Raw genomic sequence first — 15,684 nt, 5'->3', positions numbered from 1 at the left:
ATCCTACAGGGACTGCCACCTGACACCTGACAACTGACACCTGACAACTAGAACGAAAGAGGAGGCTCAACATGCTCGCATTGGACCCATCGGCGGTTCGCCTCGGGGCGACGGCCGCCAGTAAGACGGACGCCATCCGCCAGGTCGGTCAGATCCTGATCGATGCCGGCTATATCGAGCCCGGCTATGTGGATAGCCTGCTCGCCAGGGAAAAGGTCGCCAATACCTATCTCGGCAACGGGATCGCCATCCCGCATGGGGTACCCAAGGATCGCGGCCTGATCAAGCAAACCGGCGTGGCGGTGCTTCAGGTGCCGGACGGCGTCGACTGGAATCCCGGCGACCGCGTGCACCTCGTGGTTGGCATCGCGGCCAAATCGGACGAGCACCTGCAGATCCTGACCAACCTGACCGACGTGCTCGGCGATCCCGCCGAGGCGGAGCGGTTGGCGCACACCAAGCGGCCGACGGACATCCAGCAGCGGCTCTCCGGCGAAGGCACTTCCGGTGACCGCCCGGCGCCCGAGCCTCTGCCCGACGACCTTCCCAATCAGTTCGACATCGCCATCGACAGCCCGCAGGGTCTGCACGCGCGGCCCGCAACGGCGCTGGTCGACATCGCCAAGGGCTTCAATGCCACCATCCGGGTGCGTCACGGCGACCGTGCCGGAGACGCCAAGAGCCTCATCGCACTCTTGAATCTCGGCATCGAATCCGGTGCCACCATCCGCGTCATGGCGGAAGGTCCGGATGCGGACGCCGCCTTGGCGGCGCTGCGCGAGGCCATCGAGGCCGGTCTGGAGGAGGAAGAGGAAGCCGCCGCGACGACCTCGGATCTGCCGCGAATCGACTGGGAAGGCCGAAGCATCGAGGGCGTCGCCGCCTCGCCCGGCCTGGCGCTGGGTCCAGTCTGGCAATACCAGCGCGGCAAGATCGTGGTGGCGGCGACGGCGCGTGATCCGGACGCCGAGCTAACACGGCTCGATCGCGCCATTGAGGCCGCCAAGCGGGAGCTGGCCGAGCTGTACGAAGAGGTCAAGTCGCGCTCCGGCGCCGGCAAGGCCGCCATCTTCCGAGCGCATGCGGAGTTTCTGGGGGACCAGGGTCTGATCGAGGGCGCGAAGGAGCGGATTCGCGACGACGCCCGCAGCGCCGGCTATGCCTGGGAGCAGAGCTTCGGGCAGCAGGCCAAGGCGCTGGCCGCGCAGAAGGACGCCCTGCTCGCCGCCCGCGCGGTCGATCTGCGCGACGTCGGACGGCGCGTGCTCCGCCTGCTGGCCGAGCGCATCGAGGATGAGGCCAAGCTACCGGACACGCCGGTGATCCTGGTCGCGGACGATCTGAGTCCGTCGGACACCGCGAAGCTGGACCCGGCGCTGGCGCTGGGTATCTGCACGGCCTCGGGCGGCCCGACCTCACACACGGCCATCATCGCGCGCTCGCTTGGGATCCCCGCCGTCGTCGGCGCGGGAGATTCGGTGCTGGACATCGCCGACGGCACCGCGATCGTGCTCGACGGCAACAGCGGCACCCTGGTGCTGACGCCCACGGACGCCGACCGGGCCACCGCCGAGCGCGTCCAGGCGGACCTGGCGACCCAGCGCGAGGCGGAGCGCCGCGCCTGCTATCAGCCGGCCATCATGACCGATGGGGCACGCGTCGAGGTCGTCGCCAACATCGCCTCACCGGAGGAAGCGGCCAAGGCGATTGAGGCCGGCGGCGAGGGCGTGGGCCTGCTGCGGACCGAATTCCTCTTCCTCGGCCGTGATGAGGCCCCGACCGAAGACGAGCAGACCGCGTCCTACACCCAGATGGTCGAGGCCCTGAACGGCCTGCCCATCATCATCCGCACCCTGGACATCGGCGGCGACAAGTCGGTGCCCTATCTGTCGATGCCGGTCGAGGAGAACCCCTTCCTCGGCGAGCGCGGCATCCGGCTGTGCCTGAATCGGCCCGAGCTGTTCCGCACCCAGCTGCGCGCCATCTTCCGCGCCTCCAAGAAGGGTCCGGTTCGCATCATGTTCCCAATGATCTCGACCCTGGAGGAGCTCAAGCGCGCCAAGGCGCTGACCGAGGAGGTGCGCCTGGAGGTCGGCGCCGACCCGGTCGAGATCGGCATCATGATCGAGGTGCCCTCCGCCGTGATGATGGCGGACGAGCTGGCGGCCGAGGCGGACTTCTTCTCGGTCGGCTCGAACGACCTGACGCAGTACTGCCTGGCCGTCGACCGCATGCACCCCATGCTCTCGCGGCAGGCGGACGGCCTGCACCCGGCCGTGCTGCGGATGATCGACCAGACGGTGAAGGCCGCGGACAAGGCCGGCAAGTGGGTCGGGGTCTGCGGCGGCATCGCCGGCGACCCGCGCGGGGTCGTCCTCCTGACCGGACTTGGGGTCAAGGAGCTGTCCGTGAGCATCCCGAGCATCGCGGCGGTCAAGGCGCAGATCCGTGGGCTCTCCATGGCGCAGGCCAAGGACCTCGCCCAGCGGGCGCTGGCCTGCTCGACCGCCGCGGCCGTGCGGCGGCTGCGCTGAGGAGGGCCGATCATGCGAATCGCCACACTCAGCCTCAACCCCGCCATCGACCAGACGGCACGCATCCCGAGCTTCACCGCCGGGCGCGTCAACCGGGTCGAGTGGGAGCAATCGGACGCCGGCGGCAAGGGGGTCAATGTCGCCTCCTTCCTGGCCGACGCCGGCATCCAGGTCGCCGCGACCGGGCTCTTCGGCAGCGGCAACATCGAGCCCTTTCTCGAGCTGTTCTCGCGCAAGGGGATCGACGACCGCTGTGTCCGTCTCGCCGGCCGCACCCGGGTCAATGTCAAGATCGCCGATCCGGTGCTCGACCAGGTCACGGACATCAACTTCCCGGGCCTCTCGCCGGCGGCCGCCGACCTGGTCCGCCTCACCAAGACCCTTGACCAGCTCCTCGCCAAGATCGACTGGCTGGTGCTCTCCGGCAGCGTCCCAGCCGGGATTCCGGACACCATCTATGCCGAGCTCATCGATCAGCTCCAGGCACGCGGCAAGCAGGTGCTGCTGGACGCCAGCGGCGCACCCTTCGCCGAGGCCGTCACGCACGGGCCGGACATCATCAAGCCCAACATCGACGAGCTGGCCGAGCTCGTCGGGCGGCCGCTGACGGGGCCAGCCGAGGTGCTGGACGCGGCGATGTCGCTGATCGACTCGGGTATCCGGCTGGTGGCCGTGTCGATGGGACCGGATGGCGCTGTCTTCGTCGAGGGGGACGCGGCGGTGCACGCCATCCCGCCGACGATCCAGGTCAAGAGCACCGTGGGCGCGGGGGACGCCATGGTCGCCGGCATCCTCACCGGCACCGCGCGCGGCCTGGACCTGGCCGACCGCGCCCGGCTGGCGACCGCCTTCTCGCTCGGCGCGCTCGGCGAGGTGGGGCCGCACCTGCCGCCCATGTCGGTCATCGACGACTTCGCGACGCGAGTCCAGATCAAGACATTGAAATAGAAACCGCAAAGGCGCGACGGACGCAAGCGTGCCGGATTCTGGAGCGCAACTCAGCCCAGAAACCTTCGTGCCCCTTTGCGCCTTAGCGGTTCAATCTTCTTCCGGAGAACAGCATGGCCAAGCTCATTGCAGTTACCTCATGCCCGACGGGCATTGCCCACAGCCTCATGGCCGCGGAGGCGATCAAACGCACCGCAGAGCTCATGGGCCACGAGATGCAGGTCGAGATCCACGGCGCAGAGGGCACGAAGAATCTTCTCGACCCCGAGACCATCGCCGCCGCCGATGCGGTGCTCTTTGCCGCCGACATCCATGTCGAGACGGAGCCTTTCGAGGGCAAGCCAAGGCTGACCGTCTCGACCGGACGCGCCATCCGCGACACCCAGGCGGTGCTCGAAGAGCTGCTCGCCCTGGTGCCCGGACTGGCGCCCGGACTGGCGCCCGCCGAACCGGCTCAGGCGGCACCCTCGCCCGCCGCTGAGGCAGGCGGTCGCCGCATCGTCGCCATTACGGCCTGCCCGACCGGGATCGCCCATACCTTCATGGCCGCGGACGCGCTCAAGAAGGCCGCCGCGAGCGCCGGCGACAGCATCAGCGTCGAGACCCAAGGCTCGGTGGGCGCCAAGAACCAGCTCACGGATGAAGACATCGCCGCGGCGGACCTCGTCATCATCGCCGCGGACACCCATGTCGACCCCTCGCGCTTCGCTGGCAAGCGGCTCTACTCGACCTCGGTCGGCGCGGCGGTCAAGGGCGCGGCGGACGTCATCGTCAAGGCCAAGCGCGAAGCGACGGTCGCCGCGGGCAAGGCATCGGCTGGCGGCGGCGAGAAGTCGACCAAGGGCACGCTCGAAGGCCCCTACAAGCATCTGCTCACGGGCGTCTCCTACATGCTGCCGATCGTGGTGGCGGGCGGCCTCCTCATCGCCCTCTCCTTCGTCTTCGGCATCGAGGCCTTCAAGGAGGAAGGGACCCTGGCGGCGGCGCTGATGGAGATCGGCGGCGGCGCGGCCTTCAAGCTGATGATCCCCATCCTCTCCGGCTACATCGCCTACTCCATCGCGGACCGGCCCGGACTCACGCCCGGACTCATCGGCGGCATGCTCGCGGTCAATCTGGAGGCCGGCTTCCTGGGCGGCATCATCTCCGGCTTCCTGGCAGGGTACATCGCCCTGGTGATTCGCGACCGGGTCAATCTGCCGCAGCACTTCGAAGGTCTCAAGCCCGTGCTGGTGATCCCGCTGCTCTCGACCCTGGCCGTCGGGCTGCTGATGATCTACGTGGTCGGCGCCCCGGTGAAGACCATCATGGACACCATGACCGCCTTCCTGCAGGGCATGGGCTCGACCAATGCCGTCATCCTGGGGCTCATCCTCGGCGCCATGATGGCGGTCGACATGGGCGGCCCGATCAACAAGGCCGCCTACACCTTCGCCGTCGGACTGCTCACCAGCGACACCTATATGCCCATGGCCGCGGTCATGGCGGCCGGCATGACCCCGCCGCTCGGCATCGCCATCGCCACTCTGGTCGGCGGCAGCCGCTTCACCCAGGCGGAGCGCGAGGCCGGCAAGGCCGCCGGGGTACTGGGGCTCTCCTTCATCACCGAGGGTGCCATCCCCTTTGCGGCCAAGGATCCGCTGCGGGTCATCCCCGCGCTGATCCTCGGCTCCGCCGTCACGGGCGCCATGTCCATGTACTTCGGGGTCGGCCTCCACGCACCGCACGGCGGAGTCTTCGTGCTGGCGATCCCGAACGCGGTCACCAACCTTGGCTGGTATGCGCTGGCGATCCTGACCGGCACGCTGATCACAACCATTGCGCTTCTGGTTTTGAAGCCCAGGCTCGAAGAGAACAAGGTGACGCGCCTTGCGGGAGCGGTCGTCAGATAGGCGGCCCGCTGGCGCGTCACTCGGCGCTGTCCTCCTCGTCTCTCTGTGGATACGTTTCGACCCGGCGCACGCCGGGTCTTTTTTTGTGGCTGTCCGACGCCAGTCGCCGGCGACTGACGGGCCGGGCTTTCCGACGAGAGAAACGCGCCCGAGATCGGGACTCCAGATCTGACACGAGAGATCACCAAAGACACAGGCCTCTGCATCTCCCTGGCGGGAAGACCCAGCAATATCGGCACCCGTTTCCACAACTATCTCTACGCCGAGCTGAGCCTGGACTTCATTTGCAAGGCCTTCACGACGCGGGATCTGGGGGCCGCGATCGCCGGCCTGCGTGGACTCGGAATTCGGGGCTGTGGCGTCTCGATGCCCTACAAGGAAGCCTGCATGCCTTATCTTGACGAGCTGGATGCGTCGGCCAGGGCCCTGGCGTCGGTGAATACCATCGTCAACCATGAGGGCCATCTGTGTGGCTACAACACGGACTACATTGCGGTCAGACAGCTGTTGGAGACACACGGGCTGTCGGCCGAGCTCGGTTTCATCTTGCGGGGAAGCGGCGGCATGGCAAAGGCGGTGGCCGGCGCGCTCGCGGACGCGGGTTTTCGCACAGGCACCATCCTCGCGCGCAACGTGACGACAGGTGCCGAGCTTGCCAAGAGGTATGGCTGCCGCTGGTGTCAGGAGCTTGGCGACGCGCGTGCCGATCTCTTGATCAACGTGACGCCGATCGGCATGGCTGGCAGCCCGGACAGCAACGCGCTGGCGTTCGAGCCGGATGCCGTGCGGCAGGCCAAGGCCGTCTTCGACGTGGTGGCGATGCCACCGGAGACGCCACTCATTCGCGTTGCGCGAGCGGAAGGTAAGACGGTCGTCACGGGCGACGAGGTCATCGCACTCCAGGCCGCCGAGCAGTTCGCCCTCTACACCGGGGTGAGACCGAGCGAGGCCCAGATCCGCCGGGCCTCCGAGCATGCGCGCGCGGTTTGAAAGCAGCGGCCTCGATCGATACCTAACCGACTTCAGAAAGCATGGCTAAAGAAAGGCCGCGGCCGGCCGATACAGGATGAAGATGGAGGTCCCCGTCAGGCAAGCCTTCGCATCCAAGCTGTCCTCCTCGTCTCTCTCAACGAGAGACCTTTCGACCCGGCACTCTGCGCCGGGTCTTTTTTACCCGCCCTGGAACCGGACAAGAAGGCCCCGCCCTGGCCTTGCGCGCCCTGGCTTTAGCGGACCGCTAGATGCCGCGTTGGATCACACCCGTGGGATGGACGGCCCCTTGTCGACCGCGGAAGCTGCGCCGCCGGAGGATAGCTCGGTGCGGTTCCGACCCAGGTGCTTGGCATCGTAGAGGGCCGCATCGGCCTGGTTGATCAGGGACTCTGGGGTTTGCGCCTCGACGGGGTAGCTGGCGATGCCGATCGAGACGGTGGCGCGAATCTCTCCCGCTGATGTCTGGATCGAGCGATCCGCGAACTCCCGCCGCATGGATTCGACCCGGGATAGCCCGACCTGCTGGGCGATGTGGGGCATCACCAGGAGGAACTCTTCACCACCGAAGCGGCACAGGATGTCGCCCTCCCGGAACCGCTCCTGGAGCAGCTTCGCCAGGGCTCTGATCACCTCGTCGCCAGCAGGATGACCCCAGGTGTCGTTGATCTGCTTGAAATGGTCGATGTCGATCATCGCCGCCGTGAGCCTGTAGCTCTCGTGCTTGGCCCGAGCCAGCTCGCGCGGCAGTGTCTCGTTGAGGTAGCGCCGATTGTGAAGCCCCGTCAGCGGATCGCGAATCGCCTGCTCCGCCAGCTCGGCCTGAAGACGGCTGATGCGATCCAAGTTGGCCTGCAGCTGCTCATTGGCGGCCTTGAGGGCGCGCTCCATGGCCCGCTTCTCACTCACGTCGCGCTTGACCGCGACGAAGCACTGGATCTCGCCGTCTTCGTTCTTGACCGGCGAGATCGTCATCTCCTCTTCGTAGAGCTCGCCGTTCTTGCGCCTGTTGATGATCTCGCCGCGCCACAGCTCGCCAGCGAGCACGGTCCCCCACAGCGCATCATAGAAGTCGTCATCATGCTGGCCGCTCTTGAGCTGACGGGTATGCATGTGCCCGTCCACCTCCAGGTCATAGCCAGTTTGAGCGGTAAAGACCGGATTGGCGTAGAGGACATGCCCGTCCGTATCCGTGATGACGATGGCGTCGCCCGCTGCTTCCACGGCCGCCAGCCGCGTGCGCAGCTCCGCCTCGAGCGCCTTGCGCTCAGAGACGTCCCGCGTGATTCCGAGGATGCGCGCGGGCTCGCCCTGCTCATCGAGCAGGAAGCTGGTGACCACCTCGCTCCTGATGGTGCGGCCATCCTTGCAGGGCTGCTCGATCTCCGTCGTGACATGACATGCTTCCATGTCGCCGCCGCGAATGCGCGCGACGCTCTCGGCGATCAGCCGCTGCACCTTGACCGCCGACTGTGGGGTTAGGGAGGCTTCCATGGGCTGCGCCTTCACCTCCTCCGGAGTAAAGCCGCGCACGCGCTCGACAGAGGGGCTGATGTACTCGACCCGATCGGTCGCCAGATCGATCATCCAGATGACGTCCCCGGCACTCTCGGTGAGGAGACGATAGAGTGCCTCGCTCTCCGCCAGGTCGCGATGGGCGACCCGATCGCGCCGAAGCTCATCGTTCAGACGGTGATTGCGCCAGCTCACCCGCCAGACAGACAGGGCCAGCAGGACCACGCACAGCAGCGCGAGCCAGATACCGATCTCAGGGCCGATACCGAGCCAGGTGCTCGGCTGAACGGCGAGAGGATCTTGCGCCTGGGCCGTGGAAGCGGTCAGCGCGCCGAATCCGCAGAGGAGCAGGTACCGCCCCAGGGGAGTCCGCGATCTACCTGGCCCCGGCGGCCTGGTACAGGGATCAGTCAACACAGCTCAGGTGCTCGTGCGATTTGCGACACCTCATCCTGCCACAAACCTCCGGCGGACGAAGCGAACCCGTTATCACATCGCCCGGCTCGCGAATCCCTAAAACGGGAGCGGTTTTGGAGGCATTCCAGCAAGCCCGCGCCGGCTTGATCGTCAGTTGGCCCGCTAGGGTGGACGAGCGCGCGAGACTGTGAAGAAATTCTGCGTAGGCGGCTAGCCTAACGCTTTGATTGTTGGCCCCCTGCGTCGGCCCAACCTACACCAATCTGCGATCTTCGCGGTGCGCTTGGATGACTCTCACAGTCTCTGCGCTTGTCCACCCTTGCGGGACGCCGGGCCGATCGATGATCGACGCCCTCGCGCCAGAGCCAGAGCCAGAGCCCAAGCGCTGCGGCTCAATGAAGATTGATAAGCGAATCGCCGCAAGCCCCCTCTTTTTCGGCCGAAGATGCGCCAAGTCACTCCACGCCCGAGCATCGCAGGAAGGATTAGCAGGAGCCAATATGCTTATAGAGGGAGTACTGAGGAACAGGAAGGAGGTACGAAATGATTCGTCGACTCATCTTGGCGGCGATGGTCTTCGGCCTGACGACCGCCCCATCGAGCCTCTGGTCATATGACGCCGGCCTCGCTGCCAGCTATGCGCAGTTGTTCGAGCCGGCGGTGGGCGCACAGACGGGAAAGGCCTTGCATCTCATGACCGCGGAAGTCATGGTCAACAAAATCAAGGCGGGCGATCCATTGATCCTCTTGGATGTACGCACGCCCGCCGAGGCGCAGATCTTCGGGGGGGCGGTCCCGGGATCCTTGTCCATACCGCTGAGCGCGCTCTTCCAAGAGCAGAATCTCACCCGCATCCCGACCGACAAGGCCGTGATCGTGCTCTGTAAGTCGGGGACTCGCGCAACGGCCGCAGGTGCCGCGCTGCGGCACATCGGCTTCGACAAGGTCTTCATCCTCAAGGGCGGCTTCAAGGCTTTGGCTGCCTACCTGGACCCCAAGACCGCAAACACCCCGCCCAAGACGGGAAGCAAACACTAGGCCGGCTCCCGGAGTGCCGACCTCTCCGGCTTCCCCGCCGGATCAAGGAGGGTCCGGCATGCGCGATCGCTCGAGTGCATCATGAAGATGCCATCAGCCCAGTCCCCTGAGGAGGCGCGGGCCAATCGCCCTCCTGGCATTCGATCAGCTCCCAAGCAGAGCCAACAGAAGAAACCTGACCGAGAGCAAGCCCATGCCGTTCACGCCACTGCACCTGGGACCAGGCGCTGTCCTCAAGTCCCTGACGGGTCCGACCTTCTCACTATCGGTCTTTGCAATTGCGCAGCTTGCCATGGACGTGGAAGTCGTCGCGCGGGCCCTCACGGATCGCGCCGTCTTGCACGGCTTCACGAACACCCTTGCCGGGGCCACCTTGGTCGCCTTCACATGCGGGCTCATAGGACGGGCCCTTGGTGAGCACAGCTTGCATTGGTGGAACAGGCAGCTCAGCCCTACCCAGGCGAAAAGGCTCGCAGTCAGAGCGCAGATCAGCCAAACCGCGGCCTGGAGCGGTGCGCTGATCGGTGCCTACTCACACTGGCTCCTCGACGCCATCATGCACGCGGATGCGAGACCCTTGGCCCCGTTTGCAGCCTCGAATCCGTTTCTCGGGCTGGTTTCCACGACGCAGCTCCATCGCTTCTGCCTCTGGAGCCTGGGGCTCGGAGTGCTGATCATGGTCGCGAGAAGACTGCTCGCCGGGCGAGTGGAAAGGATTTGATCAGCACCGGCGCGCCTTTCCGCAACCTGCCGCGGATCGGGGCACAGCCGGCCTGCAACCGATGGGCAGTACCAGCTAGAACTCGCCGGCGGCCCCTCCTTCCATGATGGCGCGAATCGTCTCGCGCACCCGGATCGCCGAGGCTTTGAGGTCCGGCGGCAGCTCCTTTCCACCGTAGATCATCAGGTCGAGATTCATGCTGTAGAGCTTCAGATTGCCCTCCGCATCTTCCACCAGTGCGATCCGGCAAGGCATGAAGCCACTGTATTCGTTGCGATACTCCAGCATCATGCGTCCGATGCGCGCGTCGCAGAATGAGAGGAAATTGACGTAGCGGTACTCCTCCCCGGTGATGGCCTGAATCTGCTTGTAAAAGGGCGATTCGCCGACGAACAGAAAGTTGTGGGAGATCGCAAGGCTCTTCATCGACTCGATCACGTCCTCGGTGGTCAGCCCATCTTCAACCGGCACCGACCACATCATGGCAACACCCGGGTCGCCGCTGTCCAGGAGACGCTGACCGAGCTCAGCGTAGACGCGCGCAAACTCAGGGTCGAAGCTGGCGAGCGCCGGGGCGAGCCGGAGGTAGCCATAGCCCAGCGCGAGCACGGACAATAGACCGATGATGGCGAGCAGATTGCGAGCAAATCTCATCCAAGTTCTCCTGGGGTAATGCCTTCGTCGTGAGTCGTCGGCGCGCGGACGCGCTAGCCGGATCTGCGCCGCCAGACCCTAGGCACGCGAGCCGAGTGCCGTCATGGTAGCCTGCTCCGCGGCAAGGGGCCGGTCCGGATGCGGCTAGACTGGCTCGGCGGGGCTGCCTTTCGTTTGACATATATCAATGAAAAGGCCGGCCGCCTTGGATGCTCGGCAGCCTGGATTTGGCTCCTGCGACGACAGGTCGCCTCTACCCTGCAATCCAGATTCCACCGGACTCATCGATTGCGGCAAAGCATGCGCGGATGGGATGTCGGTCAAGTACCCCGCTGGCTCGCAGCCCTTGTCCAGACAGATGCGATGAGGGTCTTTGACAGCCAGGGGCCGGAGCATCCGGGCATCGCCGATTAGCCACCTTCTACCGCGCGCACGGCTGCCGTTCCCCTTGTCTCGCCCCCTTCCGCGGCGCCTCCCAATCCTGCGCTTGCCTCTTCCTCGAGGCTCATCCGCCGCGTCTTTGGGTGTTGACCGACTTTTCGCCCCCCACTACCGTTAGGCTCCGAGCCCGCCCTGGGCTCTGAGGGTGGGAAGCATCCGCTGTGCCTCATTGAGACGCAACGACGAGACGTAACGACGCCCTCTCGCTCGCTCGCTCGCGCGCGCATCGCCTGAGCGGGAACAAGAAGAAGACTCAGGAAAGTAGGAGGAGCAACGATGCCAAGCCGCATCGAAACCAAACGGGTAGCCTGCCTTTGGGTGGCGCTCCTCGGCCTAATGATCACGTCCGCCGCAACTGCCGTCACGCCCGAGCCCGTCGATGGCACGGCCCAGCCCGCCGGCGAGCTGATGATCGACAATTTCGATCCCGAGACCGGCAAGCGGATCATCCCCAACGAGCGCTGCCTGACCTGTCACGGGGACGAAGAGCATCGGACCGATGTGCGCGATGACGGCTCGCCGGTGGAGATCTTCGTCCATAGCGAGCAGATCGAGGCCAGCGTCCACGGCTCGCAGAAGTGCACCAGCTGCCACGTCACCATCGACCGGGTCCCCCATCGCAAGGCGCCGTCGGTCATCGTCGGCTGCATCGAGTGCCACCGCGAGACCTGGAAGGAGCACAAGGACGACCCTGACGGAAAGCACGAGCGTCTCGAGGTCGTCAACGAGCAGATCGCCAGCTACATGCAGTCGGTCCACGCCCGGCCCAACGAGCTGGACCAGTCGCGCACCAACGCCACCTGCTACGACTGCCACGCAGGCCATAACGTCGGCGAGCTGGGCAGCATCCAGCGCGCCGAGCACCGTCTGCAAAACCCCGAGATCTGCGGCCACTGTCACGAGAAGGAGCTGGAGGACTACCGCACTTCCGATCATGGCAAGGCAGTGATGGAGGAGCGGGACAGCGAGGCGGCGGTGTGCTCCGATTGCCACACCACCCATGAGATCGCCTCACCCGAGACCGACAAGGCGAAGCTGCAGATCACCAAGAACTGCGGCGACTGCCACCAAGAGGCCCAGCGCACCTACTTCAAGTCCTACCACGGCCAGGTGCACCGTCTCGGCTATACCGATGCCGCCAAGTGTCACGACTGCCACGGCGGGCATTTGGTGAAGAGCGAGGACGACCCGACCTCCGAGATTCATGCCAGCAATCGCCTGCAGAACTGCCGGAACTGCCACGAAGACGCCAACGAGAACTTCCTCAGCTTCTGGCCCCACGGCGACGCGCACGACCGCGAGAACTATCCGGGCCTCTGGGCCTTCAGGGTCTTCATGGAGATCCTGGTCTTCGCCGTCATGGCCTTCTTCTGGGTCCACGTCCTGCTCTGGCTCTATCGGGAATTGATGGACCGCATCCAGGGCAAGGGCTTCGTCGAGGACCTGAGCCAGCCCGACGTGGTCTACTTCCGCCGCTTCCCCCTGGTCTGGCGCTGGATCCACTTCCTGTTCGCCATCGCCACCATGACCCTGATCTTGACGGGTACGACCCTGCTGTTCTCGCACACCGCCTGGGCTAAGGCGGTCGTGGAATTCCTCGGTGGCATCCGCATGGAGGGGATCATTCACCGGACCGCGGCCGTCATCTGGCTCGGGATCTTCTTCACCCACTTGGCGATCGCGACCACCAACATTTGGCGCAAGCGCAAGACGTTCGAGTGGTTCGGCAGCACATCCTTGGTCCCGAACATGAAGGACTTCCGGGACCTGAGGGACATGTTCAAGTGGTTCCTCGGCCGCGGCCCACGCCCGCAGTTCAGCCAATGGACCTACTGGCAGAAGTTCGACTATTGGGCGCCCTTCTGGGGTGCCACGGTGATCGGCCTCTCGGGTCTCATCCTCTTCATGCCGGACAAGACCTCCCTCATCCTGCCGGGCTGGACCTTCAATATCGCCAACCTGGTGCACGCCGAGGAGGCGCTATTGGCGGCCATCTTCTTGAACTCGGTGCACTTCTTCAACGTGCACTTCCGACCCGAGCGCTTCCCGATGAGCACGGCCATCTTCACGGGCGTGATCCCCATCGACGAGTTCAAGCACGACCACCGTCTCCAATACGAGCGGCTCCTGGAGACTGGCGAGCTGGAGAAGCATTTGGTGCATCGTCCCTCGCGGCGCCTCTCTCTGGCGGCCTCCTTCATCACGACCGTGCTGATCATGGCTGGCCTGACGCTGCTGACGCTGGTGCTCTTCGGCCTGGTCACCTTACCGAGCTGACGGGGATGGAGAAGATGAAAAACAACGACACCCTGCACAAGTCCGCTCGCCATGTCCTCCTCGTCATGCTGGCCGTGCTGCCCGCAGCAGTCTCGGCGGGGCCGTCGGGACAGGCCATGGCCTTCACCTGCGCCGGCTGCCACGGCACCGATGGCTCCAGCGTCGGACCATCCATGCCCGCCATCGCTGGCATGGACCCGGAGGTCTTCGTGGACGCCATGAAGGCCTACCGGCAGGACGAGCGCAACTCCAGCATCATGAACCGCATCGCCAAGGCCTACACCGACGAGCAGCTCAAAGAGATGGGCTGGTTCTTCGCCAGTCAGCGGCTGCAGCTCTTTCCGCAGCAGTACGACGCCACACTGGCCGCCCGCGGCGCGGAGCTGCATGAGGAGTACTGCGAGAAATGTCATGAGAACGGCGGCCGGCCTGGTGATGCCGGCACCCTCGCCGGTCAATGGATGCCGTATCTGCACTACACCATGGAGGACTTCCTCGACGGCAACCGCAAATGGCCGCGCAAGATGAAGCGCAAGGTCGACGCGGCGATCGAGGAGGCCGGGGACGATGCCATCCCTGCCCTGGTCAACTTCTATGGCAGCCAGCGCTAGGCCGGTAGCAGGGAGAGAATCATGACTGACATGAAACGCAGAACCTTCATCCGTGCGACCGCTGGCGCGGTCGCGCTCGGCACGCTGGGCATTCCAGGCTTGGTGCTGGGGGCGTCGCGCCGCGTGGTCGTGGTCGGTGGCGGCGTGGGTGGCTGCACCGCGGCCAAGTACCTGCGCAAGCTCGACCCGAGCCTTGCCGTGACCCTGATCGAGTCAAAGCCGGCCTATACCTCTTGCTTCATGAGCAACGAGGTGCTGAGCGGCGATCGCACGCTTCAATCGCTGACCTTCGGCTATGACGGCCTCCGCCGCCATGGCGTGGAGGTGGTACAGGGCACGGCCGTCGGCATCGACCCGGAGAAGAAGCAGGTCCAGACGGCGGCGGGAGACACCTTCGGATACGACGCTTGCGTGGTCTCGCCCGGCGTCGGCTTCAAATGGGACGCCATCGAGGGCTACGACGAGAAGGTCGCGAACGCGCTCGTGCCCCACGCCTGGTACGCCGGCCCGCAGACCCAGTTGCTGCGCCGCCAGATCGAGTCCATGCCGGAGGGTGGGCACGTGATCATCGCTGCCCCGCCAAACCCCTTCAAGTGTCCGCCTGGGCCCTACGAGCGTGCCTCGCAGATCGCCATGTACTGCAAGCATCACAAGCCGCGGGCCAAGGTCACCATCCTCGACGCCAAGGATGCCTTCTCCAAGCAAGGCCTCTACATGGAGGGCTGGCGCAAGCTCTATGGCTATGGCACCGAAGACAGCATGATCCAGTGGATCAGTGCCGCTGCGGGTGGCGCGATCGAAGAGCTGGACCCGAGCACGCGCACCCTAGTCGGTCTGGTCGAGGATTTCCAAGGCGATGTGGTCAACATCATCCCGCCGCAGAAGGCGGGGGCCATCGCCTTCGCGGCCGACCTGGTGGACGGCGACTGGTGCCCGGTGGACAAGCGCACCTTCGAATCCAGCCGCCACAAGGGCATCTACGTGCTCGGCGACGCCTCCAGTGCCGCCGCGATGCCCAAGTCGGCCTATGCCGCCAACTCCCAGGCCAAGGTCGCCGCGGCCGCCATCGTCGCCCGCTTTCAGGGCAAGGAGCCGGATGATCCCACCTTCGTCAACACCTGCTACAGCATCGTGGGCGAAGCGTTCGGGATCTCTGTGGCCGCCGTCTACGGCTTCGACAGCCATACCAACACCATCACGCCGATACCAGGCTCCGGCGGTGTCTCGCCGGCCAATGCCAGCCCGGAGATTCGCAAGCGCGAGGTCAGCTATGCCCACAGCTGGTTCAAGAACGTCATTAACGACATGATGGAGTAGAAGCCCTGGCGACTGGATCGATTGCTGTACCGCCATTGCCTGCCTGCAATCGCCTGACAGGCGTTTGCAGGCGTCGATCATTCCAAAGAGAGCAGTTGAACCGCAAAGGGCACAAAGAGCGCAAGGGATTTCAACACCTTGTCTGCGAAGCAATGCTCACCCAGAGGGTGAAGCGACGCAGCAATTCAAGCCTCTGTTTTTCTTCGTGTCCTTCGCGCCTTTGCGGTTCCGATTGCCGAATCTAGGTTGAAGAGCCCCCCTTCTTCACTCAGGTCGTATCCTCCTGGATAAGGCTGGGGCTGCGGGCTCGAATCCTGGCGGTGCGCCAG

The 15,684-nt window shown here is 65.2% G+C and carries 11 protein-coding genes; 9 read left to right on the top strand and 2 right to left on the bottom strand.

Features of this window, described 5'->3' with window-relative positions; translation table 11 throughout:
* Positions 1-71: 71 nt before the first annotated feature.
* The 4 genes from ptsP to G3446_RS15335 all read left to right on the top strand — a co-directional run bounded on the left by ptsP (position 72) and on the right by G3446_RS15335 (position 6,364).
* Positions 72-2,534, top strand: a complete 2,463-nt coding sequence (ptsP, locus tag G3446_RS15350; RefSeq protein WP_164453709.1) for a phosphoenolpyruvate--protein phosphotransferase — start codon at positions 72-74, stop codon at positions 2,532-2,534.
* Between the two features lie 12 nt (positions 2,535-2,546).
* Positions 2,547-3,482, top strand: coding sequence for a 1-phosphofructokinase (pfkB, locus tag G3446_RS15345; RefSeq protein WP_164453708.1), 936 nt, complete (start codon positions 2,547-2,549; stop codon positions 3,480-3,482).
* Positions 3,483-3,595: 113 nt separating this feature from the next.
* Positions 3,596-5,374: a PTS fructose-like transporter subunit IIB gene (locus G3446_RS15340; protein WP_164453707.1), complete on the top strand. Its 1,779-nt coding sequence runs from the start codon at positions 3,596-3,598 to the stop codon at positions 5,372-5,374.
* A 153-nt stretch (positions 5,375-5,527) separates the two neighbouring features.
* Positions 5,528-6,364 carry a shikimate 5-dehydrogenase gene (locus tag G3446_RS15335; protein ID WP_342450129.1) on the top strand — a complete coding sequence of 279 codons (837 nt, stop codon included), beginning with the start codon at positions 5,528-5,530 and terminating at the stop codon, positions 6,362-6,364.
* A 264-nt stretch (positions 6,365-6,628) separates the two neighbouring features.
* On the opposite strand, the gene G3446_RS15330 is transcribed toward G3446_RS15335, so the two are convergent.
* The gene (locus tag G3446_RS15330) at positions 6,629-8,296 is read right to left on the bottom strand and encodes a diguanylate cyclase (protein WP_164453706.1); all 1,668 of its coding nucleotides are present in this window, start codon (positions 8,294-8,296) and stop codon (positions 6,629-6,631) included.
* 543 nt (positions 8,297-8,839) lie between these two features.
* On the opposite strand from G3446_RS15330, the gene G3446_RS15325 reads away from it, so the two are divergent.
* Entirely contained in the window at positions 8,840-9,334 is a 495-nt protein-coding gene (locus G3446_RS15325; protein WP_164453705.1) for a rhodanese-like domain-containing protein, read from the top strand.
* A gap of 193 nt (positions 9,335-9,527) precedes the next feature.
* On the top strand, positions 9,528-10,055 hold the full coding sequence (locus G3446_RS15320) for a DUF4184 family protein (RefSeq protein WP_164453704.1): 528 nt from the start codon (positions 9,528-9,530) through the stop codon (positions 10,053-10,055).
* 75 nt (positions 10,056-10,130) lie between these two features.
* On the opposite strand, the gene G3446_RS15315 is transcribed toward G3446_RS15320, so the two are convergent.
* Positions 10,131-10,709, bottom strand: a complete 579-nt coding sequence (locus G3446_RS15315) for a DUF302 domain-containing protein (RefSeq protein ID WP_164453703.1) — start codon at positions 10,707-10,709, stop codon at positions 10,131-10,133.
* 717 nt (positions 10,710-11,426) lie between these two features.
* On the opposite strand from G3446_RS15315, the gene G3446_RS15310 reads away from it, so the two are divergent.
* The 3 genes from G3446_RS15310 to G3446_RS15300 are packed head-to-tail and all read left to right on the top strand — an operon-like array spanning position 11,427 to position 15,355.
* Positions 11,427-13,427: a cytochrome C gene (locus G3446_RS15310; RefSeq protein ID WP_164453702.1), complete on the top strand. Its 2,001-nt coding sequence runs from the start codon at positions 11,427-11,429 to the stop codon at positions 13,425-13,427.
* A gap of 5 nt (positions 13,428-13,432) precedes the next feature.
* Positions 13,433-14,038 carry a c-type cytochrome gene (locus G3446_RS15305; protein ID WP_164453701.1) on the top strand — a complete coding sequence of 202 codons (606 nt, stop codon included), beginning with the start codon at positions 13,433-13,435 and terminating at the stop codon, positions 14,036-14,038.
* 21 nt (positions 14,039-14,059) lie between these two features.
* Positions 14,060-15,355, top strand: a complete 1,296-nt coding sequence (locus G3446_RS15300; RefSeq protein ID WP_164453700.1) for an NAD(P)/FAD-dependent oxidoreductase — start codon at positions 14,060-14,062, stop codon at positions 15,353-15,355.
* The last annotated feature ends 329 nt before the right edge of the window (positions 15,356-15,684 follow it).

The sequence above is a fragment of the Thiorhodococcus minor genome (assembly GCF_010820565.1).
GTDB classification, from domain to species: domain Bacteria; phylum Pseudomonadota; class Gammaproteobacteria; order Chromatiales; family Chromatiaceae; genus Thiorhodococcus; species Thiorhodococcus minor.
This window is presented reverse-complemented; position numbering and strand designations above follow the sequence as displayed.

Coding starts and splice junctions, on each gene's coding strand:
- ptsP (WP_164453709.1), top strand. CDS start 72: ATGCTCGCATTGGACCCATCGGCGGTTCGCCTCGGGGCGACGGCCGCC.
- pfkB (WP_164453708.1), top strand. CDS start 2,547: ATGCGAATCGCCACACTCAGCCTCAACCCCGCCATCGACCAGACGGCA.
- G3446_RS15340 (WP_164453707.1), top strand. CDS start 3,596: ATGGCCAAGCTCATTGCAGTTACCTCATGCCCGACGGGCATTGCCCAC.
- G3446_RS15325 (WP_164453705.1), top strand. CDS start 8,840: ATGATTCGTCGACTCATCTTGGCGGCGATGGTCTTCGGCCTGACGACC.
- G3446_RS15320 (WP_164453704.1), top strand. CDS start 9,528: ATGCCGTTCACGCCACTGCACCTGGGACCAGGCGCTGTCCTCAAGTCC.
- G3446_RS15315 (WP_164453703.1), bottom strand. CDS start 10,709: ATGAGATTTGCTCGCAATCTGCTCGCCATCATCGGTCTATTGTCCGTG.
- G3446_RS15310 (WP_164453702.1), top strand. CDS start 11,427: ATGCCAAGCCGCATCGAAACCAAACGGGTAGCCTGCCTTTGGGTGGCG.
- G3446_RS15305 (WP_164453701.1), top strand. CDS start 13,433: ATGGAGAAGATGAAAAACAACGACACCCTGCACAAGTCCGCTCGCCAT.
- G3446_RS15300 (WP_164453700.1), top strand. CDS start 14,060: ATGACTGACATGAAACGCAGAACCTTCATCCGTGCGACCGCTGGCGCG.